We start from the raw sequence: 26,911 nt of genomic DNA on the forward strand, positions 1-26,911 counted from the left end.
ATCACCGCCAGAGCTGATGCGGATCTGATGACCTGTTGCAACTGCACTAATTCCGACCCATAAAGCGGGCAGGCGAGGCGGGGATAGCACTGCGCGCCAGCGTGGTTATTTATTTTTCTCTGGCGAGCTGAGCGGCTCGCTGGGCGATTTAATTTCTCGGGGGGGGGTTATGTGGCTGTATCGGGACAGGGACTCTGTAGGACGTTGAGGGCGTGAGAAAGGCAATAAAAAGCCGCCCGCGGGCGGCTGTTATTATACGTCGTCGAGGCTGTACTCATCGAACCGGACGACCTCCTCGCCTATCCAGTCGTTAATCTCCCTGAACCGGTTTTGTAACGGGGTTAGCTCGTTGCGGACAAATACCTTTGCAACCTTTTCCACGTCGCCAATGGACCCGACGTTCTCTGGCTTGCCGCCCATTAGCTGGAACGGGATACGGTGAGCGTCAAGCAGGTCAGTAGCACTGACTTTCTTGATATTAAAAAAATCGTCCTTCGTTGCCACTTCACTGAGGGGAACAATTTTTATGCCGTCCGGTTTTCCGTTGGGCGCGTAGAAAAACAGATTTTTAAAATTTCCCAGGCCTTTTGAGTCACGCATCGCCTTACGCAGGGCTTCAACATCCGTACTGCTCTGTGCTGCGTCGGTCACATACATGATGTAACCGGCGTGCGCCCCGTTCTGGTAATATTTGCGCCGGAACAGCGTCGCCGACTCATTGAGCCAGGCTGAATTAAGCGCGCTCAGGTATTCCGGCATCCCGTACAGCTCCTGATTGATGTCGGGTTCAAGCTGATGAAAGACAGAACCGGGCGCGAACTGGTGCGGCCTGTCGTATGACTGAATAAACCAGTAGACGTCATCCTCCACGCCACGTCGGGTATATTTGGCGAGGGATGTCTCCAGCCGGACCGGGAGGCCCGTATGGCTGATGCGCTTTTCCAGAAAAGCATTACCGAATACCAGATAATCCAGCGCATAACGGCTGAAGTCCTGCCGGGATAACAGCGGGTGCGGCTTCAGCGTACTGACGAGAATATTACGTTTAACGTAAATCGGTGAGCTGTGGTGGACGGCGGCGCGCAGGCTTTTCGCCAGACCGGAAAAACTGACCGGCGGTTCATACCAGCGGCCATTGCTGACACATTCCACATAATCCAGAATTTCTCGCCGGTCGAGCACCGGTACCGGTTCACCAAAGGTAAACGCCTCCATGCGCTGTGGCTCTGCCGTGGTGACAGTCGTGCGGGTTTTCTGGTGATATTTTCGCTTTGCCATTAATTAAACTCCAGAATGGATGACGGTGCGGACCCGTTACCGACGGTAAGGGGTTCATTTAACAGGGCGTGCATGGTGGCCCAGGCGAGATCGGCGTGGCTGGCTTCCTCGCTGCGGCTGGCCTCATAGGTGGAACTGCGCCCGCTGCTGGTCATGGTTTTGCGGATGGCCATAAATGACTGAGTGATATCGGTGGCACCGACGTCATATTCCAGGCGCCCGCGATTAATGGTGTCTTTTGCCTTCAGCACCATTTCCGTTTTCATTTCCGGTGAATAGCGAATACCGCGTGCGGCAGGCCAGAACGCGCGAACAAGCTGATAAACGCCCTGGCCGATGCCGGTGGCATCAATGCCGATATATTCAACGTGGTATTTTTCGGTAAGACGGCGGATGGTTTCGGCCTGGGTGGCGAAGTCCATCCCCTTGAACTGATGACGCTCCAGAATACGGAATTTACCGCCCGGAACCACCGGCGGCGCCAGTACCACGCATCCGGCACTGTCGCCGGTGTGTGACGGGTCGTAGCCAATCCAGACCGGTCGATACCCGAACGGGCGATCGGCGAACGGGCTGTAGTCCTCCCACTCTTCCAGGCTGTCTACCATGCAGCGCTGTAGCTCCTCAAACGGGAATACGGACGCTTTGTCGTCAACGAACTCACACATAAACAGATTGCGGAAATCGTCGGCGCTGTTTTCCTTACGCAGGGTGTCGAGGTCAAACAGGGTACAGCCTCCCGCCAGGGCGTCCTCAATGGTGACAATCTGTCGCCACTGGCCATCACCGCACAGTACGCCGCCGGACAGCGCGGCGTGACTGAGGTCGATTTCCACCCGTTCCGCCGGATCATCACGCCCACGGTTGAACAGCTCACCGGACCAGAAGGCATAGGCGCCATGCGCCAGGGTGGACGGGGTGGAAAAATAAGTGGTGCGCAGGTGCTTCTGTGACGCCATACCGGACGCCACTTTTCGCAGTTTCTGAAAGTTGGGGATCCAGAATATTTCATCGACATACAGGTCGCCGTTATGGCTCTGCGCGGTGTTTGAATTGGTGCCGAGGAAAATCAGTTTTGCGCCGTTGTTACCGAGGATAATCGGGTCGCCGGACAGGTCAACATCCACCAGGCGGGCAAACTGGATAATGTATTCCCGGAAAACGTATGCCTGGGTTTTACTGGCAGACAGGAAAATCTGGTTATTGCCCGTCTTCAGTGCCCGTAACAGGGCTTCGCGGGCAAAATAGAACGTTGCGCCAATCTGGCGCGATTTCAGGATGTCGCGGATACGATGCGCCAGTCCTGCCTCATACCAGCCGAGCTGATAATCAAAGCAATTTTCAATGAATATCTCTTCCAGCCGGGCGATCGCCTCGTCGCTGAAAAAGTTCTTTTTCGGCTGCTTCCGTTCTCCCTTGTTGCGGTTTGCCACCTTCGGGTTGAGATCGGCCTCGTTGCCGGTCTGGCTGTAGCGGTTGACCCGCGCCAGCCGCTCAATCTGACGGCCCAAAAGGTCAATCTCCTTATAATCCCCGCCGTCTTTTTTCGTCTTCACGATGAGCTGAATCAGCCGCGCTTCGAGGCTTTTTTCCACGCGGTCAATCGGGGTAACGGCGTCCCATTCGTCGCGCTGTTTCCAGCTCTGCACTGTGGGGCGCTTTACCTGCAACATTTCGGAAATCTGGCGTACAGAAAACCCCTGCCAGAAAAGCAGCGCCGCCTGTCGTCGTGGGTCGTGTAAAAGGCTGGTGTCTGTCGTGATCATTTCTGCCTCGCGGTGTGGATACGAGGCAAGGCTAAGGAATCGCCGGAAATGAATCGCTAAGGCGCTGTTGTGTCAGGAGTAAGCCATCTGTAACCGATGGCCCCGCCCGCTGTCAGTCAGGAAACTAACCGCGACTAATCACTAATCAGGACTCCTGACGATGGCAAAAAAAATCTCCAAATGGTTCCGCATTGGTGTTGAGGGTGACACCTGTGACGGTCGTGTTATCAGCGGCACTGATATTCAGGAAATGGGGGAAACCTTCGACCCGCGTGTCTTCGGCTGCCGGATTAATCTCGAACATCTGCGCGGCATCCTGCCGGACAGTGTCTTTAAACGTTATGGCGATGTGGTGGATCTGAAAGCTGAGCAAATCAGCGACGATTCCGCGCTTAACGGTAAATGGGCGCTGTATGCAAAAATGGCCCCGCTTGATGAGCTGGTCAGCATGGTAGCGGCAGGCCAGAAAGTTTACACCTCCATGGAAATCCGTCCCAATTTCGCCAATTCCGGCAAGTGCTATCTGGTGGGTCTCGCGGTAACTGATGACCCGGCCAGCCTCGGCACGGAATATCTGGAATTCTGCGCCCGTGCCAGACAAAACCCCCTGGCGGGCCGTAAGGCTCACCCTGACGATCTGTTCTCTGTCGCCACCCTGGCGGCGCTGGAATTCGAAGACCAGCCAGAGACTGTACTCACTGCCCTGACTGACAAGGTCAAAGCCATTTTTAGCCGTAAACAGGCGTCTGACGATGCCCGTTTCGCGGACATTCATGAGGCGGTGACGGCGGTGGGTGAGCATGTACAGGACAGTCTTGGCGCCAGTGACCAGCGTATCACTGCACTGGAGCAGGCATTCGCCGGATTAAACCAGGACGTGACAGGCCGTATCAGTAAAACCGAGCAGGATTTCTCCACCCTGAAAACCACTCTGGATAAAACGGAAAGCTTCCGCCAGCCGCGCCGTCCGGTCAGTACCGGCGGGGATAACGCGGACACCAGTCTCACCGACTGTTAAACCCGGTATTACCGGGGGTTAAGCACGATTTTTACCCTGAATTTATTCACAGGAAAACAGACATAATGCGAGCAGAAACCCGTTTTAAATTTAATCAGTACCTGAGCCGTATCGCCGAGCTGAATAATGTCAGCGTTAACGATCTGAATAAAAAATTCACCGTTGAGCCTTCGGTCACGCAGACCCTGTTTGACAAGATTCAGCAGTCCTCTTCCTTCCTGAAGCTGATCAATATGGTGGTGGTCAAAGAGCTGACGGAGGAGAAAGTCGGTATTGATGTCAACGGCACCATTGCCAGCACCACCGATACCGATAATAACGTGGAACGTAAGACCGCAGACTTTTCAAAGCTGGACAGCTTCCGCTATTTCTGCCAGCCGATGAACTTCGATTTTCATCTGAAATATAACAAGCTGGATTTGTGGGCCCGTTATCAGGATTTTCAGATCCGTATCCGTAACGCCATTATCCGGCGCCAGGCGCTGGACTATATCACTGTCGGCTTTAACGGGGTGATGCGTGCGCCCACCTCTGATCGCACGGCAAATCCGCTGTTGCAGGATGTCGCGGTCGGCTGGTTACAGAAATGTCGCAATGACGCTCCTGAGCGCGTGATGAATAACGTTACTGATGATGACGGTACCGTTATTTCGGACACCATCAAAATCGGCCGAAAAAGTAAGGGCGGGCATTATGCCAACATCGACGCTCTGGTTATGGATACGCAGGAATCCCTGATTGATGAGGTTCACCGCGAAAACCCGGAAATGGTGGTGATTTGCGGTCGACGTATCCTGACCGACAAATATTTCCCGATGATTAACAAGTTTCAGGCGAACAGCGAACATCTGGCCGGTGAGCTGATTATCAGCCAGAAAACCATCGGGCAGTTACAGGCTGTGCGGGCGCCATTCTTCCCGGCCAATGCCATCATGATCACCCCGCTGGATAACCTGTCGATTTACCTCTATGAGGATGGCCACCGCCGCCACATCACCGAAAACCCGAAGCTCGATCAGGTGGAAAACTACGAACAGGTGAAAGTCGATTTCGTCATTGAGGACTACAGCGCCTGCTGCCTGATTGAAAACATTGAGATTCTGGAGCCGGACGAAGACGCCACCGATGAGACGCCCGGCGCCAGCGCACTGGCGGCAGAACTGGCGAAGGCGGTCCAGTTACTGGTTGGTTCACAGACAGCACCGGCTCAGGGCGGGGAGGCATAAATCATGATGAGCCCCGCACAGCGTCACCGGATGCGGGTCTCGGCCATGATGGCTGCGCAGCGGGAACAAACCCCGCTGCGCCATGCCAGCGCTTATGAGCAAATGCTCGTCAAGATGGCCGCAGACTGTCGCGCCCTGAAAAACATCCGTTCCGTTGAGCGTAAGGCAGATAAAAAGCGCGAGCTGCTGCCGTTCTGGCTGCCGTGGGTAACCGGTGTGCTGGAGAAGGGGACTGGCGCACAGGATGACATCCTGATGACGGTCATGCTGTGGCGGCTGGATGTCGGGGATATCACCGGCGCGCTGGAAATCGCCCGTTATGCGCTGCGCTGCGGTCTGGCAATGCCGGGCCGTCATGAACGCCCGGTGCCTTACCTGCTGGCCGAAGAGGTGGCCCTTGCCGCTCTCCGGGCCCGCGATGCCGGACAGCCGGTGGCGGTCTGCCAGTTGCTGGAAACCCTCGCGCTGACCACTGCGGACGATATGCCGGACCAGGTGCGCGCCCGGCTCCATAAGGTTACCGGTCTGGTACTGCGGGACAACGGTCAGCCTGCTGACGCGCTGGCGCACCTTCAGCGGGCGATGCAGCTCGACAGAGGGGCAGGCGTGAAAAAAGAGATTGAGCGTCTGGGTCGGGAACTGAACCCGGCACCCGCCGCTAAACGTAAAACCCCGGCAAAATCCCGGACCAGCGCCGCCGCACCGGCGAAGCGAGGGCGGGGTCGTCCCAGAAAAAACGCCGGTTAACAGAATGCGCCCCGCGCCGGGCGGCACGCCGGTCGATGACGGTGATTTACCTGACCTGAGACCGGCGTCCACCGCCCACCTTTTCAGAGGTAGTCATGAAAACGCTGATTATTGAAAAAAACACCGGAGAACCGGGCGGCGCAGGCGTGGTGATACCGCCTGCCGCCGTGGATGAGCCGGTTATTAAAAATACGTTCTTTTTCCCGGATATCGATCCGAAGCGGGTGCGGGCGCTGATGCGTCTTGAGCAGACCATCGCGCCGGAACGGTTACGGGAGGCCATCCGCGCCGGAATGGCGGAAACCAATGCGGAGTTGTTCGACTACCGCGAAGCGCAGATCGCCGCCGGTTTCTCCAGTCTGACGGATGTCCCGGCAGATGACATCGACGGCGAAAGTGTGCGCGTTTTTCACTATACCCGTGCCGTGTGTGCGATGGCGACGGCATCGCTTTACGAGCGTTATCGCGGGGTGGATGCCAGTGCGAAGGGCGATAAAAAGGCCGACAGCATTGATGGCACCATTGATGAACTGTGGCGGGATATGCGCTGGTCTGTGGCGCGAATCCAGGACAAACCCCGCTGCATTGTGGGGCAAATCTGATGAACGTTATCGCCAGCCAGGGTGACACCCTGGACATTATCTGTCAGCGGTATTACGGGCGAACGCAGGCGGTGTTTGAACGGGTGCTGGATGCCAATCCGGGTCTGGCTGAGCTGGGAGTTATTCTGCCCCACGGCACGGTTATTGATCTGCCCGCCGTGCCGTCATCATCTGTTACGGAGACGGTGAATCTGTGGGACTGACAACGGAAAAAATCACCACGTTTCTGACCTACTGGCTGTCTGTGGCGCTGGCATATTTTGGCGCGCAGACAACAGAGCGGTTAGCGCTTTACGTGGGGGGCGGCTGCGCCATTTTCACCGCGCTGGTGAATTTATGGTACCGCCGCAAGACCTATAACTATCTCCGGTCTCTGGGGCTGGGTGAGGGGGCTATTCGTGGGCTCAATCGTTAAGCGTTGTAGCGTGGCTATTGTACTGGCGCTGGCGGTCCTGGTACCGGATTTCCGGCTCCTGAATACATCGGCAGGCGGGCTGGCACTGATTGCCGATCTGGAGGGGTGCCGGTTGCGCCCGTATCAGTGCAGCGCCGGAGTCTGGACATCCGGCATCGGCCACACTGCCGGGGTGGTACCCAAACGGGACATCACCGAGCGGGAAGCGGCGGAGAATCTGGTCAGCGATGTGCTGAATGTGGAGCGCCGTCTCGCGATATGTCTGCCGGTTGATATGCCGCCGCCGGTTTATGACGCGGTAGTCAGCTTTGCCTTTAATGTCGGATCCGGCGCCGCATGTGATTCGACGCTGGCGCACTTTGTGAAGCGCGGCCAGTGGGAGGCGGCCTGTGACCAGTTTCCGCGCTGGGTGTATGTCAACGGTGTGCGGAATAAGGGGCTGGAAAACCGGCGTGTGCGTGAACGGGATTACTGCCTTAAGGGGATTAAATGAAAACGCTGATGATTGCCCTGCTGTTATGCCTGGCGTGTCTGTTCTGGCTCAAGCGGGAGAACAGCAATCTGACACGTTCTTTTGCCCGAGCAAATCAGGTCGCCGGTGAGCAGAAAAACCAGATTGTCATGCTGAAAAATCAGCTCACGGTTGCAGGTAACAGGGCTGATAAAAACGAGCGGGCGCACGCGGAACTGCGTCAGAAACTGGACGCTGCCGGGGCACTGGCGGTACGGCGTGAACAGACTATCGCGAGGTTACTTAATGAAAATGAAGCGTTTCGCCGCTGGTACGGCGCTGATCTGCCTGATGCTGTCCGCCGGGTGCACCAACGCGCCGCCTGTGCCAGCGCCGGTCATTGTTTACAGCGGTTGTCCGAAAGTCAGCCTGTGCCCGATGCCGGAAAGTGACCCGAAAACCCAGGGTGACCTGAGCGCCGATATTCGCCAGCTTGAACGCGCGCTGGAAAGTTGTGCCCTTCAGGTGGAAACCGTTAAATACTGCCAGGATGAACTTGATGCTGAAGCCGCGAAGTTTACGCAAAGCCTTAACTGATGCCGTGCCGGTATTGCGCAAAAATCCCGAGATGGTAAGGCTGTTTATCGACAGCGGGAAAATTGCCTCCACGCTGGCCGCGTCGCTCTCTTTTGAAAACCAGTACACCCTCAACGTGGTGGTGACGGACTATACCGGGGAGCTGGATTATCTGCTGGTCCCGATTCAGGCATGGCTGCGGGAACATCAGCCGGACATCATGACCACGGACGAAGGCCGGAAAAAAGGATTCACCTGGTTTGCAGATATTAATAACGATGACAGCCAGGACGTGAGCATCAGCCTGATGCTCACGGAGCGCACCCTCGTCAGTGAGTCGGACGGCCGTCTCCATGTGCGGCATGTGCCGGAGCCGTCACCGCCGGAGCCGGTAACCAGGCCCACCGCCCTGTATGCCGGCGATGAACTGGTGAGCGTGTGGCATGAATGAATTTACCCCTTTTGAGGACCGGCTGGCCGCCCTGATTGCTTCCCTGTCGCCTGCTGAACGTCGCAGGATGGCTGCTGATATCGCGAAGACACTGCGCCAGCGCCAGCAGAAGCGTATTAAAGCGCAGACTGCGCCGGACGGTAAGCCATATGCAGCCAGGAAGCGCCAGCCGGTCAGGGGAAAGAAGGGCCGGGTTAAACGTGAAATGTTTGCGAAGCTGCGTACCAGTCGCTTTATGAAAGCCAGTGCCACGACGGAGGCGGCGGTAGTGGAGTTTACCGGCAGGGTGCAGCGTATCGCGCAGGTTCATCAGTACGGGCTCAGGGACAGGCCAGCCCGCAACAGCAGTCCGGTGGAATATCCGGCGCGTGAGCTGCTGGGATTTGCTGACGGTGACCGTCAGGTTATTGAGGACATTATCATTAAGCGCCTGTCTGGCTGATAGTTGTGTCACACCTGAGAAAACCCGCCCGAATTGCCGCCGGACATCCCCGGCGGCATCCTTTCCGGTATGAATATACTTGCTCAATTAAATGAACTCGCGCGACTGCTGCGCAACATGATACGCACCGGCATCATCGTCGAGACAGACACGGATGCCGGACGCTGTCGCGTGCAGACGGGCGGCATCATGACCGACTGGCTCCAGTGGCTGACCTGCCGCGCCGGGCGTTCGCGTGTCTGGTGGGCGCCGTCAGTCGGTGAGCAGGTGTTGATCCTGTCCGTTGGCGGTGAGCTGGATGTTGCTTTTGTTCTGCCGGCAATTTTCTCTGACGATGCGTCCGCGCCGTCGGCCTCGGCGGACGCCTGGCATGTGTCGTTTCCTGACGGAGCAGCGCTGGAATATGAGCCCGCCAGCGGCGCGCTGACTGTCACCGGTATTAAAACCGCCACGATTACGGCCTCAGAGTCTGTTACCGCGACGGTGCCGCTGGTCCTGATTAAAGCCGATACGCGCATCACCCTCGACACCCCGGAAGTGGTCTGTACCAGCAAACTGATCACCGGCACGCTGGAAGTGCAGAAGGGCGGCACCATGTCCGGGAACATTGCTCACACCGGCGGCGCGTTTACCTCGAACGGCGTACAGATTGACAATCACAGTCATGGCGCAGTGCGTCAGGGCGATGACTGGACGGAGGGCACCCAATGACAATCCGTTATACCGGCATGAACCGGACCACCGGCAGAGCCCTGACCGATGATGAGCATATCAGTCAGAGCATGAGTGACATTCTGCGCACGCCCATCGGTTCGCGGGTGATGCGCCGTGATTACGGGTCGCTGTTGTCTGCCCTGATTGACCAGCCGCAGAGTGACGCGCTGAAACTGCAAATTATGGCCGCCTGTTATATGGCTCTCCTGAAGTGGGAGCCTCGCGTCAGTCTGACCGGGCTGACCGTGGAGCGGGACGCCAGCGGGAACATGACCGCGGAAATCACCGGCCAGCGCCAGGACACCGGCGCGGGTTTTTCTTCCATCATTCCACTGAGTTGACACTATGCCCGTCATTGACCTGAGCCAGCTACCTGCCCCGGATGTGGTGGAAACGCTGGATTATGAGACCCTGCTCGCTGAAAGAAAGGCGACGCTGATTTCCCTGTACCCGGAAGATGAACAGGATGCGATTGCCCGCACGCTGGCGCTGGAGTCGGAGCCCATTGTCAAGGTGCTGGAGGAGAACGCCTACCGCGAAGTTTTGCTACGCCAGCGGGTGAATGAAGCCGCCCGGGCCGTCATGGTCGCTTATGCCCTGAGCAGTGACCTCGATAATCTGGCGGCAAACAATAACGTTAAACGGCTGACCATCACCCCGGCGGATGATACCTCCACGCCCCCGACGGCGGCGGTGATGGAGTCTGACGGGGATTTACGCCAGCGTATTCCGGCCGCTTTTGAGGGGATGAGCGTGGCCGGGCCGACAGGTGCCTATGAATTCCATGCCCTGAGTGCGGATGGCCAGGTCGCGGATGCGTCAGTGATAAGCCCGGCGCCGGCGGAAGTCACGGTCACTGTACTGTCACGGGACGGCGACGGCACGGCCACTGCTGGTCTGCTGGCCGCTGTTGCGGCAGCGCTGAATGATGAGGAGGTGCGTCCGGTAGCTGATCGGGTGACTGTGCAGTCCGCGCAGATTGTGAATTATGCCGTGGATGCTGTGCTGTATGTCTACCCCGGTCCGGCGACTGAGCCCATTCTGGCGGCGGCTAAAGAGCAGTTAGTCGCCTATATCAACGAACAGCGCCGCCTCGGGCGTGATATCCGCCGCTCTGCTATTTATGCCGCGCTGCATGTCCAGGGTGTGCAACGGGTGGAGCTGGCCGCCCCGCTGGTTGATGTGGTGCTGGATAAAACTCAGGCGGCAAACTGCACGGATTATCAGGTGGTGATCGGTGGATCGGATGAGTAGCGACCTGTTGCCGCCCGGCGCGTCTGCGTCAGAGCGTCGCGCTGCGCAGGCGTGCGCCAGGCTCTGTGATTTACAGGTGCCGCTGCGTGACCTGTGGAACCCGTATTCCTGCCCGGTTGCGTTTCTGCCGTACCTCGCCTGGGCGTTTTCTGTGGATGCCTGGGACGAGGGCTGGCGCGAAAGCGAAAAGCGCCGGGCGGTGGCGGATGCTTTCTGGATCCATCAGCGTAAGGGCTCAGTAGCCGCCGTCCGGCGGGTGATTGAAAACCTCGGCTATGCCATGACGATTGAGGAGTGGTGGCAGGTCGCCGATCCGGCGGGTACGTTCCGGCTGACCGTTGACCTGAAAGAGGCCGGCATCAGTGAGCCGATGCTCAGGGAGCTGGAGCGCCTTATCGGAGAGACGAAGCCCGCCAGCCGTCATGTCTCGCAACTGACAATTTCAGTTGGATCGGGCGGTTCGATATACACCGGTGTGGCTGTTGTTGAGGGGGATGTGATTACGGTATATCCACCAGGATATGAACCGGATGACAGTGTTTATTATGATGCCGTTGTGAATTATGACGGAAATTACCATTATTCCGGGGAATGATATGACAGATATAATTGAAACGCCGTTATGGGAAAATGGTATTTCCATGATAAAGCGCGGTGAAAAAGTGGAGGGGGGGATTCATGGACCCGCTAACCGTCAGGCCAGACAGCTTGCAAACAGGACGCTATTTTTAAAAAAAATTATTGAGTCAAATTTTGACAGTCAGGAATTTACATTCTATCCCAGTGCTGGAGATGAGTCAGGGGAGAATGCCGGGCTGTCATCAACTAAGGACGGACAGTTGTTTCGTGTGGCCCATGCGACCGGTGAATATTCATTTATCTATTACCTGAATAATTCAGGTGTGGCTGTTCCCGTTGCCTTTATGTCAAATGGAAAGCTTACAGTTGAACTTTTTCGGGACTTTTATAATTCATCGTCATACTTGACTGTAAAAAAAATACCTCGGGGGCCGTCAGATATACGCTGGGGCGTTATCTCAGGAGAGAAATGGTTAATCGCAGTGAATAAGCTCGGGGAGTTTATCAGTTCACACTCGCATGATAAATACGAGGAAATATTCCGAACGTTGGCTAACCCTGAACTGGTCAATAAATTGACTGGTACAACAAAGAGCAAACTGCCACGCGGTCCGAAAGGTGTTATTGACGGATTAATCGTGGGTGGTGCTTATGTGTGGTATCTGGATGAAAACGGTATGTATGTTGACGGTAGGCAGCAATCTATTGGCGAGTCGGTTTACACTCCATCGCTTGTCATTATTGATGTGTTTACAGGTCAGTCGCTGGCTCTCGGTTCCCGTGGTTTTATCAATACTGTGCCGGGGGGAGGATTATCCGGTGAGGTATTTTCATCTGCACCATCACAACATGGCAATTTATGTTTAATGCTAAAAGGGGTTGATTCTGCCGGTAATAAACTGGGTGTGCGTGTGTTTGTAAATAATGACACATACGTCCCCCCGGAGATTACAGACTTCACCGGAATTGAACCTATGTATGAGCGCTGGGACGGTGGTGTTGTAGGACAAACTATCTGTTCGTCATACGCTGACGCATTAATGACAGCATTAAAAAAACAAAAAAACGTACGTTTCAGGCTATTGCCGATAGTGTCAGCAAAAGGGGCGAGTAAATACGCTTCGCTGAAAAAAGGCTCGAATGTCTGGCAGGCGATGTTTAATGCCATTGATGCAGCAAGAGAGATTATTGAAGAACAAGGTATGATATACCGCGCTGGTGATCTGGATGTTACGCACGGTGAGGCTGAGCTGTATACAGGGCAGGCCGTGTATGAAGGATACTGCCGGGAATGGTTGAGTGATTTCCGTGACGATGTCATTTTACGGACCGGGCAGTCACGGCGCTCAATTAAAATGACATATTCACAGTGCAATACTGGCGGACTGGCTTCAGAGGGCGTCGCGTCTGCGCAGGTAAACCTGCACGAAACTGACCCCGATTTTATTCTGTATTGTCCGAAATATCAGTTTCCTCGCTATGATGCGCAACATCTTTTAGCGGAGGGATATGTCAAAGTGGGAGAACTGCGGGCCCGTGCCCGGAGGTTCATGCTCGGGGGGAGGAAATGGGATTGCCTTCGCCCGGTGTCAGCCGCGCTGGCTGGCACAACACTGACTATCAGGTTTAATAATATGCTCAATGGTGGTGATGATACTCCGGGGCCGATTGGCAAACTGGTGCTCGATACTGAGCGCGGGGTTAATACTGATGGTTGCTGCGGTTTTTATATTTCGGATACTAACGTCTCTGTTACATCTGTCACAACTGGTGGGGATGGCGTCTCTGTAATTTTATCTCTGTCAACAGCTCCGGTCGCAGGTTCTGTTGTTAAATACGCGATCGGTGAGGCGGGTGCGGGTGGGGCTGTTCGTGACAGTGATGAGAGAGACCGGTCATCTTACGACAGTGATTATCTTTATAACTTTTCAGTCGGCAAAGTGCTGGAAATTAAATAATTAAGGAGCCAGGTATAATGACTACTCGTGTTGCTTTTATTCTTGATGATATTCCAGGGCAAACGGGATCCATCCCTCTCGATATTACGAGCAATGAAATTGCGGTGGCAAATATTCCAGGGATTATCTACTGGCCGTATATTGATGATATTTACGGGCGTGTTTCTGGCTCGTCACCACAATCACTATATGACAGGATGACTGACTCATACCTCGGAACCGTTGGGGCGGAGTCATTTTCAATCACTTCACTTCGTGACGGCACTTCAGCGGTGGTTATCGGTAGTCAAAATACATGCTGGAGATCATTTGTATCGACATTTAATGGCGGTGCAACTTTTGCAGCAAAAGTGACAGGGGGGATCGGTATTTCAAGTCATGCCGCGCCGACTGGATCTACATTCTGGATTCGCAATGATACTGATGGAAAGTTATTATTCAGGGTTGGTGAATATACCTCAACAGCGGATGATTACGATGGTCCATTGTTAACTGCTGGCAGTGTGTTATCAGTGGTTTTTTGTATTGATACCCTTTCAGGGATGGTAACAATCAGAGTTGGCACCACTTATAGCAGAACATTCCATATCAATGAGATTAAAGGGCTGGTGCTCCATCCTGCTTATCAATTTGGGCTGGTGAATAATGAGAATACATTGTTATTGCGACCGGGAAATTATGGGCACATTCTGGCATTCAATGGTGCTCTGACATCGGGCGAAATGGATAAACTTATTTCATTGATGGGGTGAAGCATGGTGCGCCAGTTTTATGCATTGTTAACGCACGCAGGGGAAAAGGCTGTAGCCACCGCCGCGCTGACCGGCGTCCCGGTTGGTTTTGCCTATATGGCCGTTGGGGATGGGGGAGGATATTTGCCTTTGCCTGATGCAGATCAGAATGCTCTGGTTAATGAGGTGTACCGCGCCCCGCTCAATCGGCTGATTATCGCAGATCATAGGCAAAATATTATTCGTGCGGAGATAGTCATTCCGGCCCAGAAGGGCGGCTTCTGGATACGGGAGGCGGCACTCTTTGATGATAGTGGTTTGTGTCTGGCAGTGGCCAATCTCCCAGAATCATTTAAGCCTGAACTTTCATCTGGTGCTGGCCGGCAGCAGGCTGTAAATATCTGGATTGCCGTGAGTAATGCGGCGGACGTTAATTTAATTGCAGATCCGGCGGTCATTATGGCGTCGGTCAGCGAGGTCGAAAAAGCGAAAAGCGAAGTAAAAGATTACGTTGACGAAATGGGCGCTCAACTCCAGCATATGGTGAAATCTGAAATTTCCCAGGCGCGGCGTGATATGTGGGAAGAGGATAATCCGGTCGGCACAACCCGATTTTTTAATCAGTGGCTGAATCCAAACGAAAAATGGCCATGGTCAGAATGGATATATACCGGTGAAAATAAAACGATACGCATCGGTAAGGCCGACGGCTCAGACGTTGGTCAGACCGGTGGAAGCGATACCGTCACCCTGACGCGTCAGCACCTCCCGGCAGCGCCGATCACTGTGACCGGTGTGGCAACCGATGTTGACCTGGGAACTAAAGAAACTCTCCCCGCCGGGGAGCATGTACATGGTGGTGTTCCAGAACGAAACAACGAATGGGAGTTAGGGGGAGGAGTCAGGGTTTTGTTTGATCCTAACGCAGCAGGCAGCACTGACAGCGCTGGCGAGCATATTCATCAGATTGCCTTGGGATCTCACAGCCATATTGTACAGGGGGAAACGGAAAACCTTGGGCAAGGCAAGTCTCTCAGCGTGACTGAGGCGCATACCCTGCTTATGTGCTGGAGTCGTGTCGCGTAAGCCCCGCAACGGGGCTTTTCTGTTGTGCTGTTCCCCTGCAAACCTCATCCGCTCGCCCGTCTGCCGGTGACCCCGGACAATAAACACGCCTGTTAACCACGAAATAATCCATTAACCATGAGGTAAACGGATGAGTGACTATCATCACGGCGTGCAGGTCGTCGAAATCAACGACGGCACCCGCGTCATTTCCACTGTCTCGACAGCGGTCATCGGTATGGTCTGCACGGCCAGCGATGCTGACGCCGCAACATTTCCCCTTAATGAACCGGCACTGATTACGAATGTACAGACCGCGATTGGTAAGGCCGGTAAAAAGGGCACCCTGTCTGCGTCGCTTCAGGCTATCGCCGACCAGTCAAAGCCGGTCATTGTGGTGGTCCGTGTGGAGGAGGGCGCCGGCAACGATGAGGATGCTCTCGCGCAGACGGTTTCAAATATCATCGGCACCACGGATGAGAATGGCAAATATACCGGCATGAAAGCGCTGTTAACTGCGGAGGCGGTAACCGGCGTAAAACCCCGTATTATCGGCGTGCCGGGACTGGATACGCAGGCGGTATCAACGGCGCTGGCGTCAGTCTGTCAGAAGCTGCGCGCTTTTGGCTATGTCAGCGCGTGGGACTGTCGGACGGTTTCTGAGGCCAGGCTGTACCGCGATAACTTCAGCCAGCGTGAGCTGATGGTCATCTGGCCGGATTTTCTGGCATGGGACACCACGGCGAACGCCGGCACAACGGCTTACGCCACTGCGCGGGCGCTGGGGCTGCGGGCGAAAATCGACCAGGACACCGGCTGGCATAAAACCCTGTCAAATGTGGGCGTCAATGGCGTCACCGGTATCAGTGCGTCTGTCTTCTGGGATTTGCAGGAATCCGGTACTGATGCCGATCTCCTCAATGAGGCCGGGGTGACCACCCTGATCCGCAAAGAGGGTTTCCGCTTCTGGGGAAACCGGACCTGCTCTGATGACCCGCTTTTCCTGTTTGAGAACTACACCCGCACTGCACAGGTGATCGCCGACACCATGGCTGAGGGGCATATGTGGGCGGTGGATAAGCCGGTCACTGCGACGCTTATCCGCGACATCGTGGAAGGTATTAACGCGAAGTTCCGCGAGCTGAAAACGAATGGGTACATCGTTGATGCGCAGTGCTGGTTTGACGAAAGCGCCAACGATGAGGAAACCCTGAAGGCCGGAAAGCTCATTCTGGATTACGACTATACGCCGGTCCCGCCGCTGGAAAACCTGACGTTACGCCAGCGTATCACTGACAAATATCTGGCGAATCTTATCTCGTCAGTCAACAACAGTTAAGGAGTCTGACTGATGGCATTACCGCGCAAGCTCAAGTACATGAATCTTTTTTATGACGGCGTCAGTTTTATGGGGGTCGCACAGTCGGTGACTCTGCCTAAGCTGACCCGCAAACTGGAGAACTACCGTGGCGCCGGTATGAATGGCAGCGCCCCGGTGGATCTGGGTCTGGATGATGATGCCCTGTCGATGGAGTTTTCTGTCGGCGGATTTCCTGATGAAGCCATCTGGTCGCTGTACGGGGCCGTTGGTGTTGATGCGGTACCGTTGCGTTTTGCCGGTTCTTACCAGCGGGACGACACCGGGGAAACTATCCCCGTTGAAGTGGTGATGCGTGGCCGCCAGAAAGAAGTCGATACTGGTGAAGGTAAGCAGGGTGAAGATACTGAATCAAAAATCCCGGTGATCTGCACGTACTACAAGCTGACCATGAACGGAAAGGTGATGGTGGAAATTGACACCGTGAACATGGTGGAGAACGTCAACGGCAATAATCGCCTGGAACAGCACCGCCGGAATATCGGCCTGTAATACCTGAATGACCGGTCAGCACAATGGCCGGTCCTTTTTCCCTTTTTTGACAGAGTAGAAATCATCATGAAAAAAGAGAACGTAACGACTGAAAATCAGAACATTATCACCCTGGAAAATCCCATCCGACGCGGGGAGGAGCTGGTTAGTCAGGTTACCCTGATGAAACCCAATGCGGGCACGCTGCGCGGCGTGTCGCTGGCCGCGCTGGCGACTTCTGATGTCGATGCCCTGATTAAGGTACTGCCACGCATGACATACCCGTCGCTGACTGAGTATGAGGTGTCAATGATGGAATGGCCGGACCTGATGTCGTTTGCCGGTAAGGTGGTCGGTTTTTTGTCCGGGAATTCGGGACAACAGAGTTCCCTTCCCGGCTGACTGTTGATGACCTGATGGCGGATATCGCGGTGATCTTCCACTGGCCGCCGTCAGAGCTTTATTCCCTCGGTCTGACCGATCTCCTTATCTGGCGCGAAAAGGCGCTACAGCGAAGCGGGAATACCAGTGAGTAACAACGTAAAGATTGAAGTGCTGCTCAGGGCTGTGGATCAGGCTACCCGTCCGTTTAAATCCATCCGCACAGCCAGTAAATCGCTGTCGGGTGATATACGGGACACGCAGAAAACCCTGCGCGATCTGAACGGCCAGGCGTCCCGTATTGACGGGTTTCGCAAATCCAGTGCGCAACTGGCGGTGACCGGGCAGGCGTTGAAGAAAGCGAAACAGGAAGCGGCGGCGCTGGCTATCCAGTTTAAAAAGACCACTAACCCCACCCGGGAACAGGCGCGGGCCATGGAGGCTGCCCGGCGCAGTGCGGCAGAGCTTCAGGCGAAGCACAACAGTCTGCGACTGGCTGTGCAGCGCCAGCGGCAGGAACTGAGTCAGGCTGGAATCAATACCCGGTCACTGGCGGCAGATGAGCGGCGTCTGAAGGCGTCTATCGGTGAAACCACCACACAACTTAACCGGCAGCGGGAAGCGCTGGCACGGGTCAGTACCCAACAGGCGCGCCTGAATGCCGTTAAATCCCGTTATCAGGCCGGTAAGTCACTGGCCGGAAGTGCGGCGTCCGTGGGGGCTATGGGGGTGGGTATGGCGACGGCGGGTATTGTGGCCGGCAGTAAAGTACTCAGGCCGGGCTATGACTTTTCGCTGAAAAACTCAGAGCTTCAGGCTGTGCTTGGGGTGGCGAAAGACTCAGCCGAAATGACGGCACTGCGTAAGCAGGCGCGCCAGCTCGGCGACAATACCGCCGCCTCAGCGGATGATGCGGCAGGAGCTCAAATCATCATCGCCAAAGGGGGCGGGGATGCAGAGGCCATACAGGCGATCACACCGGTCACCCTCAATATGGCGCTGGCAAACCGCCAGACGATGGAGGAGAACGCCGCGCTGCTGATGGGGATGAAATCCGCTTTTCAGCTTTCTAATGACACTGTGGGTCACATCGGCGATGTGCTCTCCATGACGATGAACAAGACCGCCGCTGATTTCAGCGGGCTGAGTGATGCGCTCACCTATGCGGCACCGGTGGCGAAGAACGCCGGGATCAGCATTGAGCAGGCCGCCGCGATGGTGGGGACGCTGCACGATGCCAAAATTACCGGCTCAATGGCCGGTACCGGCAGCCGTGCGGTGATCACCCGGTTGCAGGCGCCAACCGGTAAAGCCTGGGCGGCGATTAAAGAGCTGGGCGTGAAGACGGCGGATAAAAAAGGGAATATGCGCCCGTTGTTTACCATCCTGAAGGAAATGCAGACCAGCTTTGAGAAAAACCGGTTAGGAACGGCGCAGCGGGCCGAATATATGAAGGCCATTTTTGGGGAGGAAGCCAGCTCGTCGGCGGCGGTCCTGATGGCGGCGGCATCGTCCGGCAAACTCGACCAGCTTACGGCCACCCTGAAAACATCGGACGGGAAGACGGCAGAACTGGTAAAGGTCATGCAGGATAACCTTGGCGGTGATTTTAAGGAGTTTCAGTCAGCGTATGAGGCAGTCGGGACAGATCTGTTTGACCAGCAGGAATCGTCACTCCGTAAGCTGGTACAGACGGCCACCACTTATATGCTGAAGCTGGATAACTGGATCACCCGTAACAAAGGACTGGCGCAGACCCTGACCGCCGTCGGCGGCGCGGCGCTGGGCGTGATTGGTGCGGTTGGCGCAATTGGCCTGCTCTCCTGGCCGGTGGTCGCCGGTATCAATGCGATTATCGGTGTTGTCGGGATGATGGGGAGCGTCTTCTCGACGGTCTGTGGTGGCGTGGTGACGGCGATTGGTGCCATCTCCTGGCCAGTGGTGGCCGTGGTGGCGGCTGTCGTCGGCGCGGCGGTACTGATCCGTAAATACTGGGAGCCCGTCAGCGCCTTTTTTGCGGGCGTGGTGGAGGGGCTGAGACTGGCCTTTGCGCCGGTGGCGGAGTTGTTCGCCCCGCTTAAGCCGGTGTTTGAGACGCTGGGAGGCTGGCTGGCGAAAATCTGGCAGTGGTTTAAAGACCTGATCGAGCCGGTAAAGGCCAGCAAGGAAACTCTGGACAGTTGCCGGAATGCCGGCGTGCTGTTTGGTCAGGCTATCGGCAATGCACTGACGATGCCGATCCGGTTATTTGATTCACTGCGGGACAAAGCCACCTGGCTGCTGGAAAAACTCGGCATCATTAAAAAAGAGTCTTCAGATATTGATCAAAAAGCAGAGAGGCCCGGGGCCACCGCGTATGGTGCGGGCGGTTATATTCCGGCGACGAGCAGTTACGGCGGGTATAACGCGTATCAGCCTGTAACGGCGCCGGCGGGCCGGTCATATATCGATCAGAGCCGCAGTGAATATCATGTCAGTATCACTCACCCGGTACCGGGCGGTCAGCTTGATCGCCAGCTACAGGATGCACTCGAAAAATACGAGCGGGATAAACGGGCGCGCCAGCGTGCCGGTATGGGGCATGACTGAGGAGGACAGCGACAATGATGCTTGCTTTAGGACTGTTTGTTTTTATGCGCCAGACGCTGCCCTATCAGAACTGGCAGCGCAGCGCGGACTACCGGTGGTCACCTAACAGCCGTGTGGGTAAACGTGCCGCTTTTCAGTACCTCGGCCCGGATGAGGAGCGGATCACGCTGAGCGGTATCCTGTACCCTGAAATCACCGGCGGCAGGCTTTCCATGCTGGCTGTCAATATGATGGCCGATGAGGGGCGGGCGTGGCCGCTGATTGGTGGAGACGGCACGATATACGGCATGTATGTCATAAAAAATGTCAGTGATACGAAGACGGTATTTTTTGCGGATGGTACGCCGCGAAAAATTGAGTTTACCCTGAGCCTGACCCGGGTCGATGAGTCGCTGGCGTCCCTGTATGGCGATATCCAGAAACAGGCGGAAGTGCTGATTGATAAGGCCGGGAGCGCTGCTGCGTCACTGGCTGGCATGGTGGGGGTGGGCTGATGCTGAATGCGCTGACATGGGGAGCAGATGCGACACTCACGCCTGATTTTATGCTGACTGTCGGAAAAGAAGATATCACGCAGGACATCAGTGAACGGTTAATCAGCCTGACGATGACAGATAACCGGGGCTTTGAGGCTGACCAGCTCGATATTGAAATCGACGACAGTGACGGACGGGTCGAGTTACCGCTCAGGGGGGCGGTGCTGACGTTATATCTGGGGTGGAAGGGGTCGGCGCTGGTCGGTAAGGGGCGGTTTACGGTTGATGAAATTGAGCACAGGGGGGCGCCGGATACGGTGACGGTTCGCGCCCGCAGCGCTGACTTTCGTGGGACGCTCAATTCCCGGCGTGAGGGGTCATGGCATGATACCACCCTGGGCGCAATAGTGGAGGCGATAGCCTCCCGTAATAAGCTGGCGGCCAGCGTGACAGAGAGTCTGGCCGGTATCCCTGTTTCCCATATCGACCAGTCCCAGGAGTCTGACGCAAAATTCCTGACCCGGCTTGCGGAGCGGAACGGCGGTGAGGTCTCGGTAAAGGCCGGAAAGCTGCTTTTCCTGAAGGCGGGGAGGGGAGTGACTGCCAGCGGCAAGCCCATCCCGGAAATCACCCTCACGCGCAGCGATGGCGACCGGCACCAGTTTGCCATTGCCGATCGGGGTGCCTATACCGGCGTGACCGCTAAATGGCTGCATACCAAAGACCCCAGGCAGCAGGCGCAAAAGGTGAAGCTGAAACGCAAGCCAAAAGAGCAACAGCTCAGGGCGCTACAGCACCCGAAGGCGAAAGCGACGAGCAAGCCGAAGGCCAGAAAGGAGCAGGAAGCACGGGAAGGGGAATACATGGCCGGTGAGGCGGACAACGTTTTCGCCCTGACGACGATATACGCCACCAGGGCTCAGGCCATGCGCGCTGCTCAGGCGAAATGGGACAAATTACAGCGCGGTGTGGCGGAGTTCTCTATTAGTCTGGCAACGGGACGGGCGGATATTTACCCGGAAACGCCGGTACGAGTATCCGGGTTTAAGCGGGTCATTGATGAGCAGGCGTGGATCATCACGAAGGTGACGCATTCGCTCAGCACCAGTGGTTACACGACGGTGCTGGAACTTGAGGTTAAGTTGTCGGATGTCGAGTACGAGGAGGAAGATTAAATTCCATTTTGTGATTTATTGGAAAATAAATTCACATTTTATGAATTTTTGAGTAATGTTATATCACTTTTCGGGTTTATGGGGGTCATATGTTTCACTGTCCTAAGTGTCAGCACGCCGCCCACGCGCGCACCAGCCGTTATCTGAGTGAAAACACCAAAGAACGCTACCACCAGTGCACAAACATTAATTGCAGTTGCACCTTTGTGACGATGGAGTCTATTGAGCGCTTTATCGTTACGCCGGGGCATGTCAAACCAGTGCCACCACACCCGGTAAGGGGTGGACAGGAATCGCTTTGGATGTGAAGAGAACCCCGCAGAATGCGGGGTTTTTTATAACTGCCTTTAAGAGTGTATAAAATAGATCGCCATTTTATCGCCACTCCTGATATAAAAAGCAAAAAAGCCACCTCAAAGGGTGACTTAACTTTTTGATATTGCTATCGAATTCTGGTGGCCCCTCCCCGGCTTGAACGGGGGACCAAGCGATTATGAGTCGCCTGCTCTAACCACTGAGCTAAGGGGCCGTGGCGAGGGATTATAATGTAACAGGGGGCGTCAATCCAGCCTCAATGGTACAGATGCTGTTTTTATAAACAACCGGCTGATAAAGCCTGATAATTCAGGAATCTGAACATCTTAAGGAGAGAAAATGGTTGCCGATATTCTGGCTCCGGGGCTGAGGGTGGTTTTTTGCGGAATTAATCCCGGGAAGTCATCTGCCCATACCGGTTTCCCTTTCGCCCATCCGGCGAATCGTTTCTGGAAAGTTATCCATCTGGCCGGGTTTACCGGGCGCCAGCTTAAACCGGAAGAAGCGCAGCTATTGCCGGAGTGGGGATGCGGGGTGACGAAACTGGTGGAGCGGCCTACGATACAGGCCAGTGAGGTTGGCCTGGATGAACTGCGCGCCGGAGGACGAGAACTGGAGCGTAAAATCATCCGGTATCAGCCCGCTGCCCTGGCGATGCTGGGTAAGCAGGCCTGGGAACAGGCCAGCGGGCGTCGCGGTATCCGCTGGGGGAAGCAGGAATATCGGATAGGTGAGACGCAGATATGGGTATTGCCAAATCCCAGCGGACTTAACCGCGCCTCGCTGGAGCAACTGGTGGCCGCTTACAGGGAACTTTATGATGCTTTGGCAACGGAGAACCAGCGGCAGTCCGTTTAATGCCTGCTTCTGTTGATGACGCGTTCTGACCGGCATAAAAAAACCCCGCCTGGCGGGGTTTGTGAGTTTAATGCGCCGGACGATTAATCATCCAGGAAACTGCGCAGCACTTCGGAACGGCTCGGATGGCGCAGTTTACGTAGCGCCTTCGCTTCGATCTGACGGATGCGCTCGCGGGTAACATCGAACTGTTTACCCACTTCTTCCAGCGTGTGATCGGTGTTCATGTCGATACCGAAACGCATCCGCAGTACCTTCGCTTCACGGGCGGTCAGGCCAGCCAGCACGTCGTGGGTAGCGGCGCGCAGGCTTTCGGTGGTGGCCGAGTCCAGCGGTAGCTCGAGGGTGGTATCCTCAATGAAATCACCCAGATGCGAATCTTCATCGTCGCCAATCGGCGTTTCCATAGAGATAGGCTCTTTGGCGATCTTCAGCACTTTGCGGATCTTGTCTTCCGGCATCAGCATACGTTCAGCCAGTTCTTCCGGCGTCGGCTCGCGGCCCATCTCCTGCAGCATCTGGCGAGAAATACGGTTGAGTTTGTTGATAGTCTCAATCATATGCACCGGAATACGAATGGTGCGCGCCTGATCCGCGATAGAGCGGGTGATCGCCTGACGGATCCACCAGGTCGCATAGGTGGAGAACTTGTAGCCGCGACGGTATTCGAACTTATCCACCGCTTTCATCAGGCCGATGTTGCCTTCCTGAATCAGATCCAGGAATTGCAGACCGCGGTTGGTATATTTCTTGGCGATAGAAATAACCAGACGCAGGTTCGCTTCCACCATCTCTTTCTTGGCGCGGCGGGCTTTCGCTTCGCCGATCGACATACGGCGGTTGATATCTTTTACCTGCTCGATGGTCAGACCGGTTTCTTCTTCAATCTGCTGCAATTTCTGCAGGCTGCGCTGCACGTCATCTCTGACGTCATGCAGTTTTTCGGACCACGGCTTGTTCATCGCAACCGCCGCGTTGAACCAGGTTTCGCTGGTCTCATTGCCGGTAAACAGCGTGATGAAGTTCTTCTTCGGCATTTTGCACTGCTCAACGCACAGCTTCATGATCAGGCGTTCCTGAGTACGAACACGGTCCATCATGACGCGCATGCTGTTGACCAGATAATCGAACTGCTTCGGCACCAGGCGGAACTGTTTAAAGACTTCCGACAGTTTCAGGATCTCTTCCTGCGCGTTCGCGTGGCTGCGCCCTTTGGCCTTGATCGTGTCGCGGGTGACGATGTACTGAGTGCGCAACTCGGCGAACTTCTCGCGGGCCAGCTCCGGATCGATGGTGTTGTCATCATCAGAGCTGTCGTCGTCGCTGTCTTCGTCTTCATCTTCGTCGTCGTCCATCTCTTCGCTGGAAAGCTCAGAGCCAACGTGGGTCGCTGTCGGAGCGAGATCTTCTTCCGCGTTGGGATCGACGAAACCGGTGATCAGATCGGACAGGCGTACTTCTTCCGCTTCCACGCGATCGTACTGCTCCAGCAGATAGGTGATCGCTTCCGGATATTCGGCGACAGAACACTGTACCTGGTTGATGCCGTCCTCAATGCGTTTGGCGATATCAATTTCACCTTCGCGAGTCAGCAGCTCAACGGTACCCATTTCACGCATGTACATACGCACCGGGTCAGTGGTGCGCCCGATTTCGGATTCAACGCTGGAAAGCACCTGCGCGGCGGCTTCGGCGGCATCTTCATCCGCGGTGTTTTCGGCCAGCATCAGATCATCGGCATCCGGCGCTTCTTCCATCACCTGGATGCCCATGTCGTTAATCATTTGGATGATGTCTTCGATCTGATCGGAGTCGACGATATCTTCCGGCAGATGGTCATTGACCTCGGCATAGGTCAGATAGCCTTGCTCCTTACCACGGGTGACAAGAAGTTTCAGCTGCGACTGCGGGTTTTGCTCCATAAGACGGTATCCACACTAAAGTCATTAGGGTTGGTATCGGTCGGCGAAACCGCCAACTTTGTGTAACAAGGGCCTGCTTATATTAGTGCCGCTGCCCTTCAGTGCGGCTTTCGGGTTTTCCCGAGTCATAATCGGCAGTTAAGCCGAGGAATTCTGTGCCGCCACGGCATTTACATCTGGACGCCAGCCCGGCTCTCCACGTATGTTATAAGCCGTGGAAATCTTTGCCTTACCGGCGCCGGCCTGCGGCGCTGTAACTATTTTTTGGCGCGCGCCTGCGTAATGACGCGCACTTCTTCCCGCTCTGCCGGGGTTAACCCCTGGGTCCGCGAACGGGCAATCAATTCGTTTAACCGCTGCTCAAGCGCTGAGTCAAACAGGTGATCCAGCGCATCAGTGAACGTTTTTTCTGCAATGTCCTTATCTGCTATATCGTCCCATGTCGCCAGTTTTTCAAGGGTGGCAGCCTCATTTTTGCCGCGATAGTGTTCAAGAATCTGTCCAGTGCTCATCCCGGGATGAGCAATACACAGCTCGACAAGCTCGCTAAACAATTGCAGCCCCGGCATTTTTTCCTGCTCCAGTCCTGCCAGCGGCGGTACCAGAGCGGCCAGGGTCGGATTCTGCACCAGCAATCCTATCAGTATACGCATGGTTGTGCGTTTTAGCTGCGGAACCGGGCGCGGCGCGCTGTTTTCCGCCAGCTTCGGCATTAAGCGATCGAGCTGAGCGTCGTCAAAAATCCCCAGCTTGTTGCCCAGTTCCTGGCGCAGATAAATGCGCAACGTTTCTCCCGGTACCTGGCTTATCAGGGGCAGCGCCAGCGCGCTGAGCCGGGTCGTGCCGTCCGGCGTACTCATATCCACCTGCGGCAGCAGGCTGTTAAATAAAAACGTCGACAGCGGTAGCGCTTTGTCCATACGCGCTTCAAAAGCCGCTTTACCCTCTTTGCGCACCAGGGTATCCGGATCTTCGCCCTCCGGCAGGAACATAAACCGTAGCTGGCGGCCATCGCTCATGTACGGCAGGGCGGTTTCCAGCGCCCGCCATGCCGCGTCCCGACCCGCCCGGTCGCCGTCATAACAGCAGATCACGTTATTGGTCACGCGAAACAGCAACTGAATATGATCGGCAGTGGTTGAGGTCCCGAGCGACGCGACGGCATAGTTAATGTCGTACTGCGCCAGGGCGACCACATCCATATAACCTTCTACCACCAGTAATCTGGGGGGCTCCGGCGTATGCTGCTGTGCTTCATAAAGGCCATACAACTGGCGGCCTTTATGGAAAATATCGGTTTCCGGCGAGTTCAGATACTTAGGCAACGCATCGCCCAACACGCGCCCGCCGAAGCCAATGACTCGCCCGCGCTTATCGCGGATCGGAAACATTACCCGTTCGCGGAAGCGGTCATAACTGCGGCCCTGGTCATTGGTGACCAGCATACCGGCGTCCGTCAGGGCCTGGCGATTTTCGCTGTTGCCGCCGAAACGACGCAAAACGTTGTCCCACCCCGGCGGGGCATAGCCAATAGCGAAACGCTGAATCACTTCCGGACTCATCCCGCGCTTTGCCAGATACTGACGGGCGTTTTCGGCGTTCTGCTGCGCCAGCGATTGCTGGTAAAACGCGTTCAGTCCGTCCATCAACTGGTAAAGGCTTTGCCGCTGGTGGCGCTCTATCTGGCTCGGCCCATTGCCCGCTTCAAAGGGCACTTCCAGGTTATGCATTGCCGCCAGTTCTTCAACGCATTCGACAAACTCCAGCTTGTCGTAGTTCATCAGAAAATCGATGGCGTTACCGTGGGCGCCGCAGCCGAAGCAGTGGTAAAACTGCTTCTCACCGTTGACGGTGAAAGAAGGGGTCTTCTCATTATGGAAGGGACAACACGCATGATAGTTCTTGCCCTGCTTTTTGAGCTTCACCCGTGCGTCGATAAGGTCGACGATATCGGTGCGAGCCAGCAGGTCATTGATAAAGACGCGTGGGATTCGTCCAGCCATAAGCCCCGTTTTGTTAGCTTATAAACGAGAACAAGCCGCGCATTCCTTTCGGAAGCACGGCCTTTATAAC

General features: G+C 55.6%; 31 protein-coding genes and 1 tRNA gene. 27 read left to right on the plus strand and 5 right to left on the minus strand.

Annotated features, from left to right (window positions below; genetic code table 11):
- Positions 1–252: 252 nt before the first annotated feature.
- Positions 253–1,278, minus strand: coding sequence for a phage portal protein (locus tag AQ981_RS06605; RefSeq protein WP_058910964.1), 1,026 nt, complete (start codon positions 1,276–1,278; stop codon positions 253–255).
- Positions 1,278–3,044, minus strand: a complete 1,767-nt coding sequence (locus AQ981_RS06610; protein WP_058910965.1) for a terminase ATPase subunit family protein — start codon at positions 3,042–3,044, stop codon at positions 1,278–1,280. Before AQ981_RS06610 ends, AQ981_RS06605 begins: the two co-directional genes overlap by 1 nt.
- Positions 3,045–3,204: 160 nt before the next feature.
- Between AQ981_RS06610 and AQ981_RS06615 the strand changes: the two genes are divergently transcribed.
- The 26 genes from AQ981_RS06615 to AQ981_RS25780 all read left to right on the plus strand — a co-directional run bounded on the left by AQ981_RS06615 (position 3,205) and on the right by AQ981_RS25780 (position 22,051).
- A complete protein-coding gene (locus tag AQ981_RS06615; RefSeq protein WP_058910966.1) occupies positions 3,205–4,062 on the plus strand; it encodes a GPO family capsid scaffolding protein in 858 nt (285 codons plus the stop codon).
- Between the two features lie 65 nt (positions 4,063–4,127).
- The gene (locus AQ981_RS06620; RefSeq protein ID WP_058910967.1) at positions 4,128–5,288 is read left to right on the plus strand and encodes a phage major capsid protein, P2 family; all 1,161 of its coding nucleotides are present in this window, start codon (positions 4,128–4,130) and stop codon (positions 5,286–5,288) included.
- A gap of 3 nt (positions 5,289–5,291) precedes the next feature.
- The gene (locus AQ981_RS06625; RefSeq protein ID WP_058910968.1) at positions 5,292–6,035 is read left to right on the plus strand and encodes a phage terminase small subunit; all 744 of its coding nucleotides are present in this window, start codon (positions 5,292–5,294) and stop codon (positions 6,033–6,035) included.
- A 95-nt stretch (positions 6,036–6,130) separates the two neighbouring features.
- Entirely contained in the window at positions 6,131–6,637 is a 507-nt protein-coding gene (locus AQ981_RS06630; RefSeq protein WP_058910969.1) for a head completion/stabilization protein, read from the plus strand.
- The gene (locus AQ981_RS06635) at positions 6,637–6,840 is read left to right on the plus strand and encodes a tail protein X (protein WP_058910970.1); all 204 of its coding nucleotides are present in this window, start codon (positions 6,637–6,639) and stop codon (positions 6,838–6,840) included. Before AQ981_RS06630 ends, AQ981_RS06635 begins: the two co-directional genes overlap by 1 nt.
- Positions 6,831–7,052: a hypothetical protein gene (locus AQ981_RS06640; RefSeq protein WP_058910971.1), complete on the plus strand. Its 222-nt coding sequence runs from the start codon at positions 6,831–6,833 to the stop codon at positions 7,050–7,052. The genes AQ981_RS06635 and AQ981_RS06640 overlap by 10 nt, the downstream gene beginning before the upstream one ends.
- On the plus strand, positions 7,036–7,545 hold the full coding sequence (locus AQ981_RS06645; protein ID WP_058910972.1) for a lysozyme: 510 nt from the start codon (positions 7,036–7,038) through the stop codon (positions 7,543–7,545). The genes AQ981_RS06640 and AQ981_RS06645 overlap by 17 nt, the downstream gene beginning before the upstream one ends.
- A complete protein-coding gene (gene lysB / locus AQ981_RS06650; RefSeq protein WP_058910973.1) occupies positions 7,542–7,955 on the plus strand; it encodes an Rz-like lysis system protein LysB in 414 nt (137 codons plus the stop codon). Before AQ981_RS06645 ends, lysB begins: the two co-directional genes overlap by 4 nt.
- Complete coding sequence (lysC, locus tag AQ981_RS26840) at positions 7,855–8,100, plus strand: Rz1-like lysis system protein LysC (protein WP_082683157.1); 246 nt, start codon at positions 7,855–7,857, stop codon at positions 8,098–8,100. Before lysB ends, lysC begins: the two co-directional genes overlap by 101 nt.
- The gene (locus AQ981_RS06660; RefSeq protein ID WP_058910975.1) at positions 8,063–8,530 is read left to right on the plus strand and encodes a phage tail protein; all 468 of its coding nucleotides are present in this window, start codon (positions 8,063–8,065) and stop codon (positions 8,528–8,530) included. The genes lysC and AQ981_RS06660 overlap by 38 nt, the downstream gene beginning before the upstream one ends.
- Entirely contained in the window at positions 8,523–8,972 is a 450-nt protein-coding gene (locus tag AQ981_RS06665) for a phage virion morphogenesis protein (protein ID WP_058910976.1), read from the plus strand. The genes AQ981_RS06660 and AQ981_RS06665 overlap by 8 nt, the downstream gene beginning before the upstream one ends.
- 69 nt (positions 8,973–9,041) lie before the next feature.
- Positions 9,042–9,683 (plus strand): phage baseplate assembly protein V, encoded by a 642-nt coding sequence (locus tag AQ981_RS06670; RefSeq protein ID WP_058910977.1) that lies wholly within the window; start codon positions 9,042–9,044, stop codon positions 9,681–9,683.
- Entirely contained in the window at positions 9,680–10,027 is a 348-nt protein-coding gene (locus AQ981_RS06675; protein WP_058910978.1) for a GPW/gp25 family protein, read from the plus strand. The genes AQ981_RS06670 and AQ981_RS06675 overlap by 4 nt, the downstream gene beginning before the upstream one ends.
- Positions 10,028–10,031: 4 nt before the next feature.
- Complete coding sequence (locus tag AQ981_RS06680; protein WP_058910979.1) at positions 10,032–10,940, plus strand: baseplate assembly protein; 909 nt, start codon at positions 10,032–10,034, stop codon at positions 10,938–10,940.
- Positions 10,933–11,535, plus strand: coding sequence for a phage tail protein I (locus AQ981_RS06685; RefSeq protein ID WP_058910980.1), 603 nt, complete (start codon positions 10,933–10,935; stop codon positions 11,533–11,535). Before AQ981_RS06680 ends, AQ981_RS06685 begins: the two co-directional genes overlap by 8 nt.
- 1 nt (position 11,536) lies before the next feature.
- Positions 11,537–13,477, plus strand: a complete 1,941-nt coding sequence (locus AQ981_RS06690) for a hypothetical protein (RefSeq protein WP_058910981.1) — start codon at positions 11,537–11,539, stop codon at positions 13,475–13,477.
- A gap of 17 nt (positions 13,478–13,494) precedes the next feature.
- Positions 13,495–14,229 carry a hypothetical protein gene (locus AQ981_RS06695; protein WP_058910982.1) on the plus strand — a complete coding sequence of 245 codons (735 nt, stop codon included), beginning with the start codon at positions 13,495–13,497 and terminating at the stop codon, positions 14,227–14,229.
- Positions 14,230–14,232: 3 nt separating this feature from the next.
- Positions 14,233–15,294 carry a phage tail protein gene (locus AQ981_RS06700; RefSeq protein ID WP_058910983.1) on the plus strand — a complete coding sequence of 354 codons (1,062 nt, stop codon included), beginning with the start codon at positions 14,233–14,235 and terminating at the stop codon, positions 15,292–15,294.
- A 130-nt stretch (positions 15,295–15,424) separates the two neighbouring features.
- On the plus strand, positions 15,425–16,612 hold the full coding sequence (locus AQ981_RS06705) for a phage tail sheath protein (protein WP_058910984.1): 1,188 nt from the start codon (positions 15,425–15,427) through the stop codon (positions 16,610–16,612).
- A 12-nt stretch (positions 16,613–16,624) separates the two neighbouring features.
- Positions 16,625–17,143 (plus strand): phage major tail tube protein, encoded by a 519-nt coding sequence (locus AQ981_RS06710; RefSeq protein WP_058910985.1) that lies wholly within the window; start codon positions 16,625–16,627, stop codon positions 17,141–17,143.
- 66 nt (positions 17,144–17,209) lie between these two features.
- A complete protein-coding gene (locus AQ981_RS06715) occupies positions 17,210–17,524 on the plus strand; it encodes a phage tail assembly protein (RefSeq protein WP_058910986.1) in 315 nt (104 codons plus the stop codon).
- Positions 17,525–17,538: 14 nt separating this feature from the next.
- On the plus strand, positions 17,539–17,658 hold the full coding sequence (locus AQ981_RS06720) for a GpE family phage tail protein (protein WP_058910987.1): 120 nt from the start codon (positions 17,539–17,541) through the stop codon (positions 17,656–17,658).
- Positions 17,651–20,092: a phage tail tape measure protein gene (locus AQ981_RS06725; RefSeq protein WP_058910988.1), complete on the plus strand. Its 2,442-nt coding sequence runs from the start codon at positions 17,651–17,653 to the stop codon at positions 20,090–20,092. Before AQ981_RS06720 ends, AQ981_RS06725 begins: the two co-directional genes overlap by 8 nt.
- Before the next feature lie 14 nt (positions 20,093–20,106).
- Positions 20,107–20,586: a phage tail protein gene (locus AQ981_RS06730; protein ID WP_058910989.1), complete on the plus strand. Its 480-nt coding sequence runs from the start codon at positions 20,107–20,109 to the stop codon at positions 20,584–20,586.
- Entirely contained in the window at positions 20,586–21,743 is a 1,158-nt protein-coding gene (locus AQ981_RS06735; RefSeq protein ID WP_058910990.1) for a phage late control D family protein, read from the plus strand. The genes AQ981_RS06730 and AQ981_RS06735 overlap by 1 nt, the downstream gene beginning before the upstream one ends.
- Positions 21,744–21,832: 89 nt before the next feature.
- Positions 21,833–22,051: a DNA-binding transcriptional regulator gene (locus AQ981_RS25780; RefSeq protein ID WP_071608821.1), complete on the plus strand. Its 219-nt coding sequence runs from the start codon at positions 21,833–21,835 to the stop codon at positions 22,049–22,051.
- A 145-nt stretch (positions 22,052–22,196) separates the two neighbouring features.
- On the opposite strand, the gene AQ981_RS06740 is transcribed toward AQ981_RS25780, so the two are convergent.
- Positions 22,197–22,272 (minus strand) — tRNA-Ile (locus AQ981_RS06740).
- A 125-nt stretch (positions 22,273–22,397) separates the two neighbouring features.
- Between AQ981_RS06740 and mug the strand changes: the two genes are divergently transcribed.
- Entirely contained in the window at positions 22,398–22,916 is a 519-nt protein-coding gene (gene mug, locus AQ981_RS06745; RefSeq protein ID WP_058910991.1) for a G/U mismatch-specific DNA glycosylase, read from the plus strand.
- An 83-nt stretch (positions 22,917–22,999) separates the two neighbouring features.
- Here mug and rpoD read toward each other — a convergent pair whose 3' ends face one another.
- Positions 23,000–24,838 (minus strand): RNA polymerase sigma factor RpoD, encoded by a 1,839-nt coding sequence (gene rpoD / locus AQ981_RS06750; RefSeq protein WP_058910992.1) that lies wholly within the window; start codon positions 24,836–24,838, stop codon positions 23,000–23,002.
- A gap of 257 nt (positions 24,839–25,095) precedes the next feature.
- A complete protein-coding gene (gene dnaG, locus AQ981_RS06755) occupies positions 25,096–26,841 on the minus strand; it encodes a DNA primase (protein WP_058910993.1) in 1,746 nt (581 codons plus the stop codon).
- Positions 26,842–26,911: the final 70 nt, after the last annotated feature.

This window comes from Entomohabitans teleogrylli, from assembly GCF_001484765.1.
GTDB classification, from domain to species: domain Bacteria; phylum Pseudomonadota; class Gammaproteobacteria; order Enterobacterales; family Enterobacteriaceae; genus Entomohabitans; species Entomohabitans teleogrylli.

Excerpts from the sequence above, each read along its gene's own strand:
- AQ981_RS06730 (WP_058910989.1), top strand. The coding sequence starts at position 20,107 with ATGATGCTTGCTTTAGGACTGTTTGTTTTTATGCGCCAGACGCTGCCC.
- AQ981_RS06710 (WP_058910985.1), top strand. The coding sequence starts at position 16,625 with ATGGCATTACCGCGCAAGCTCAAGTACATGAATCTTTTTTATGACGGC.
- AQ981_RS06610 (WP_058910965.1), bottom strand. The coding sequence starts at position 3,044 with ATGATCACGACAGACACCAGCCTTTTACACGACCCACGACGACAGGCG.
- AQ981_RS06660 (WP_058910975.1), top strand. The coding sequence starts at position 8,063 with ATGCTGAAGCCGCGAAGTTTACGCAAAGCCTTAACTGATGCCGTGCCG.
- lysB (WP_058910973.1), top strand. The coding sequence starts at position 7,542 with ATGAAAACGCTGATGATTGCCCTGCTGTTATGCCTGGCGTGTCTGTTC.
- AQ981_RS06680 (WP_058910979.1), top strand. The coding sequence starts at position 10,032 with ATGCCCGTCATTGACCTGAGCCAGCTACCTGCCCCGGATGTGGTGGAA.
- AQ981_RS06625 (WP_058910968.1), top strand. The coding sequence starts at position 5,292 with ATGATGAGCCCCGCACAGCGTCACCGGATGCGGGTCTCGGCCATGATG.
- AQ981_RS06670 (WP_058910977.1), top strand. The coding sequence starts at position 9,042 with ATGAATATACTTGCTCAATTAAATGAACTCGCGCGACTGCTGCGCAAC.
- AQ981_RS06685 (WP_058910980.1), top strand. The coding sequence starts at position 10,933 with ATGAGTAGCGACCTGTTGCCGCCCGGCGCGTCTGCGTCAGAGCGTCGC.
- AQ981_RS06695 (WP_058910982.1), top strand. The coding sequence starts at position 13,495 with ATGACTACTCGTGTTGCTTTTATTCTTGATGATATTCCAGGGCAAACG.
- AQ981_RS06635 (WP_058910970.1), top strand. The coding sequence starts at position 6,637 with ATGAACGTTATCGCCAGCCAGGGTGACACCCTGGACATTATCTGTCAG.
- AQ981_RS06630 (WP_058910969.1), top strand. The coding sequence starts at position 6,131 with ATGAAAACGCTGATTATTGAAAAAAACACCGGAGAACCGGGCGGCGCA.
- lysC (WP_082683157.1), top strand. The coding sequence starts at position 7,855 with ATGCTGTCCGCCGGGTGCACCAACGCGCCGCCTGTGCCAGCGCCGGTC.
- AQ981_RS06605 (WP_058910964.1), bottom strand. The coding sequence starts at position 1,278 with ATGGCAAAGCGAAAATATCACCAGAAAACCCGCACGACTGTCACCACG.
- AQ981_RS06615 (WP_058910966.1), top strand. The coding sequence starts at position 3,205 with ATGGCAAAAAAAATCTCCAAATGGTTCCGCATTGGTGTTGAGGGTGAC.
- AQ981_RS06665 (WP_058910976.1), top strand. The coding sequence starts at position 8,523 with ATGAATGAATTTACCCCTTTTGAGGACCGGCTGGCCGCCCTGATTGCT.
- AQ981_RS06700 (WP_058910983.1), top strand. The coding sequence starts at position 14,233 with ATGGTGCGCCAGTTTTATGCATTGTTAACGCACGCAGGGGAAAAGGCT.
- dnaG (WP_058910993.1), bottom strand. The coding sequence starts at position 26,841 with ATGGCTGGACGAATCCCACGCGTCTTTATCAATGACCTGCTGGCTCGC.
- AQ981_RS06620 (WP_058910967.1), top strand. The coding sequence starts at position 4,128 with ATGCGAGCAGAAACCCGTTTTAAATTTAATCAGTACCTGAGCCGTATC.
- AQ981_RS06705 (WP_058910984.1), top strand. The coding sequence starts at position 15,425 with ATGAGTGACTATCATCACGGCGTGCAGGTCGTCGAAATCAACGACGGC.
- mug (WP_058910991.1), top strand. The coding sequence starts at position 22,398 with ATGGTTGCCGATATTCTGGCTCCGGGGCTGAGGGTGGTTTTTTGCGGA.
- AQ981_RS06720 (WP_058910987.1), top strand. The coding sequence starts at position 17,539 with ATGGCGGATATCGCGGTGATCTTCCACTGGCCGCCGTCAGAGCTTTAT.
- AQ981_RS06735 (WP_058910990.1), top strand. The coding sequence starts at position 20,586 with ATGCTGAATGCGCTGACATGGGGAGCAGATGCGACACTCACGCCTGAT.
- AQ981_RS06715 (WP_058910986.1), top strand. The coding sequence starts at position 17,210 with ATGAAAAAAGAGAACGTAACGACTGAAAATCAGAACATTATCACCCTG.
- AQ981_RS25780 (WP_071608821.1), top strand. The coding sequence starts at position 21,833 with ATGTTTCACTGTCCTAAGTGTCAGCACGCCGCCCACGCGCGCACCAGC.
- AQ981_RS06690 (WP_058910981.1), top strand. The coding sequence starts at position 11,537 with ATGACAGATATAATTGAAACGCCGTTATGGGAAAATGGTATTTCCATG.
- AQ981_RS06675 (WP_058910978.1), top strand. The coding sequence starts at position 9,680 with ATGACAATCCGTTATACCGGCATGAACCGGACCACCGGCAGAGCCCTG.
- rpoD (WP_058910992.1), bottom strand. The coding sequence starts at position 24,838 with ATGGAGCAAAACCCGCAGTCGCAGCTGAAACTTCTTGTCACCCGTGGT.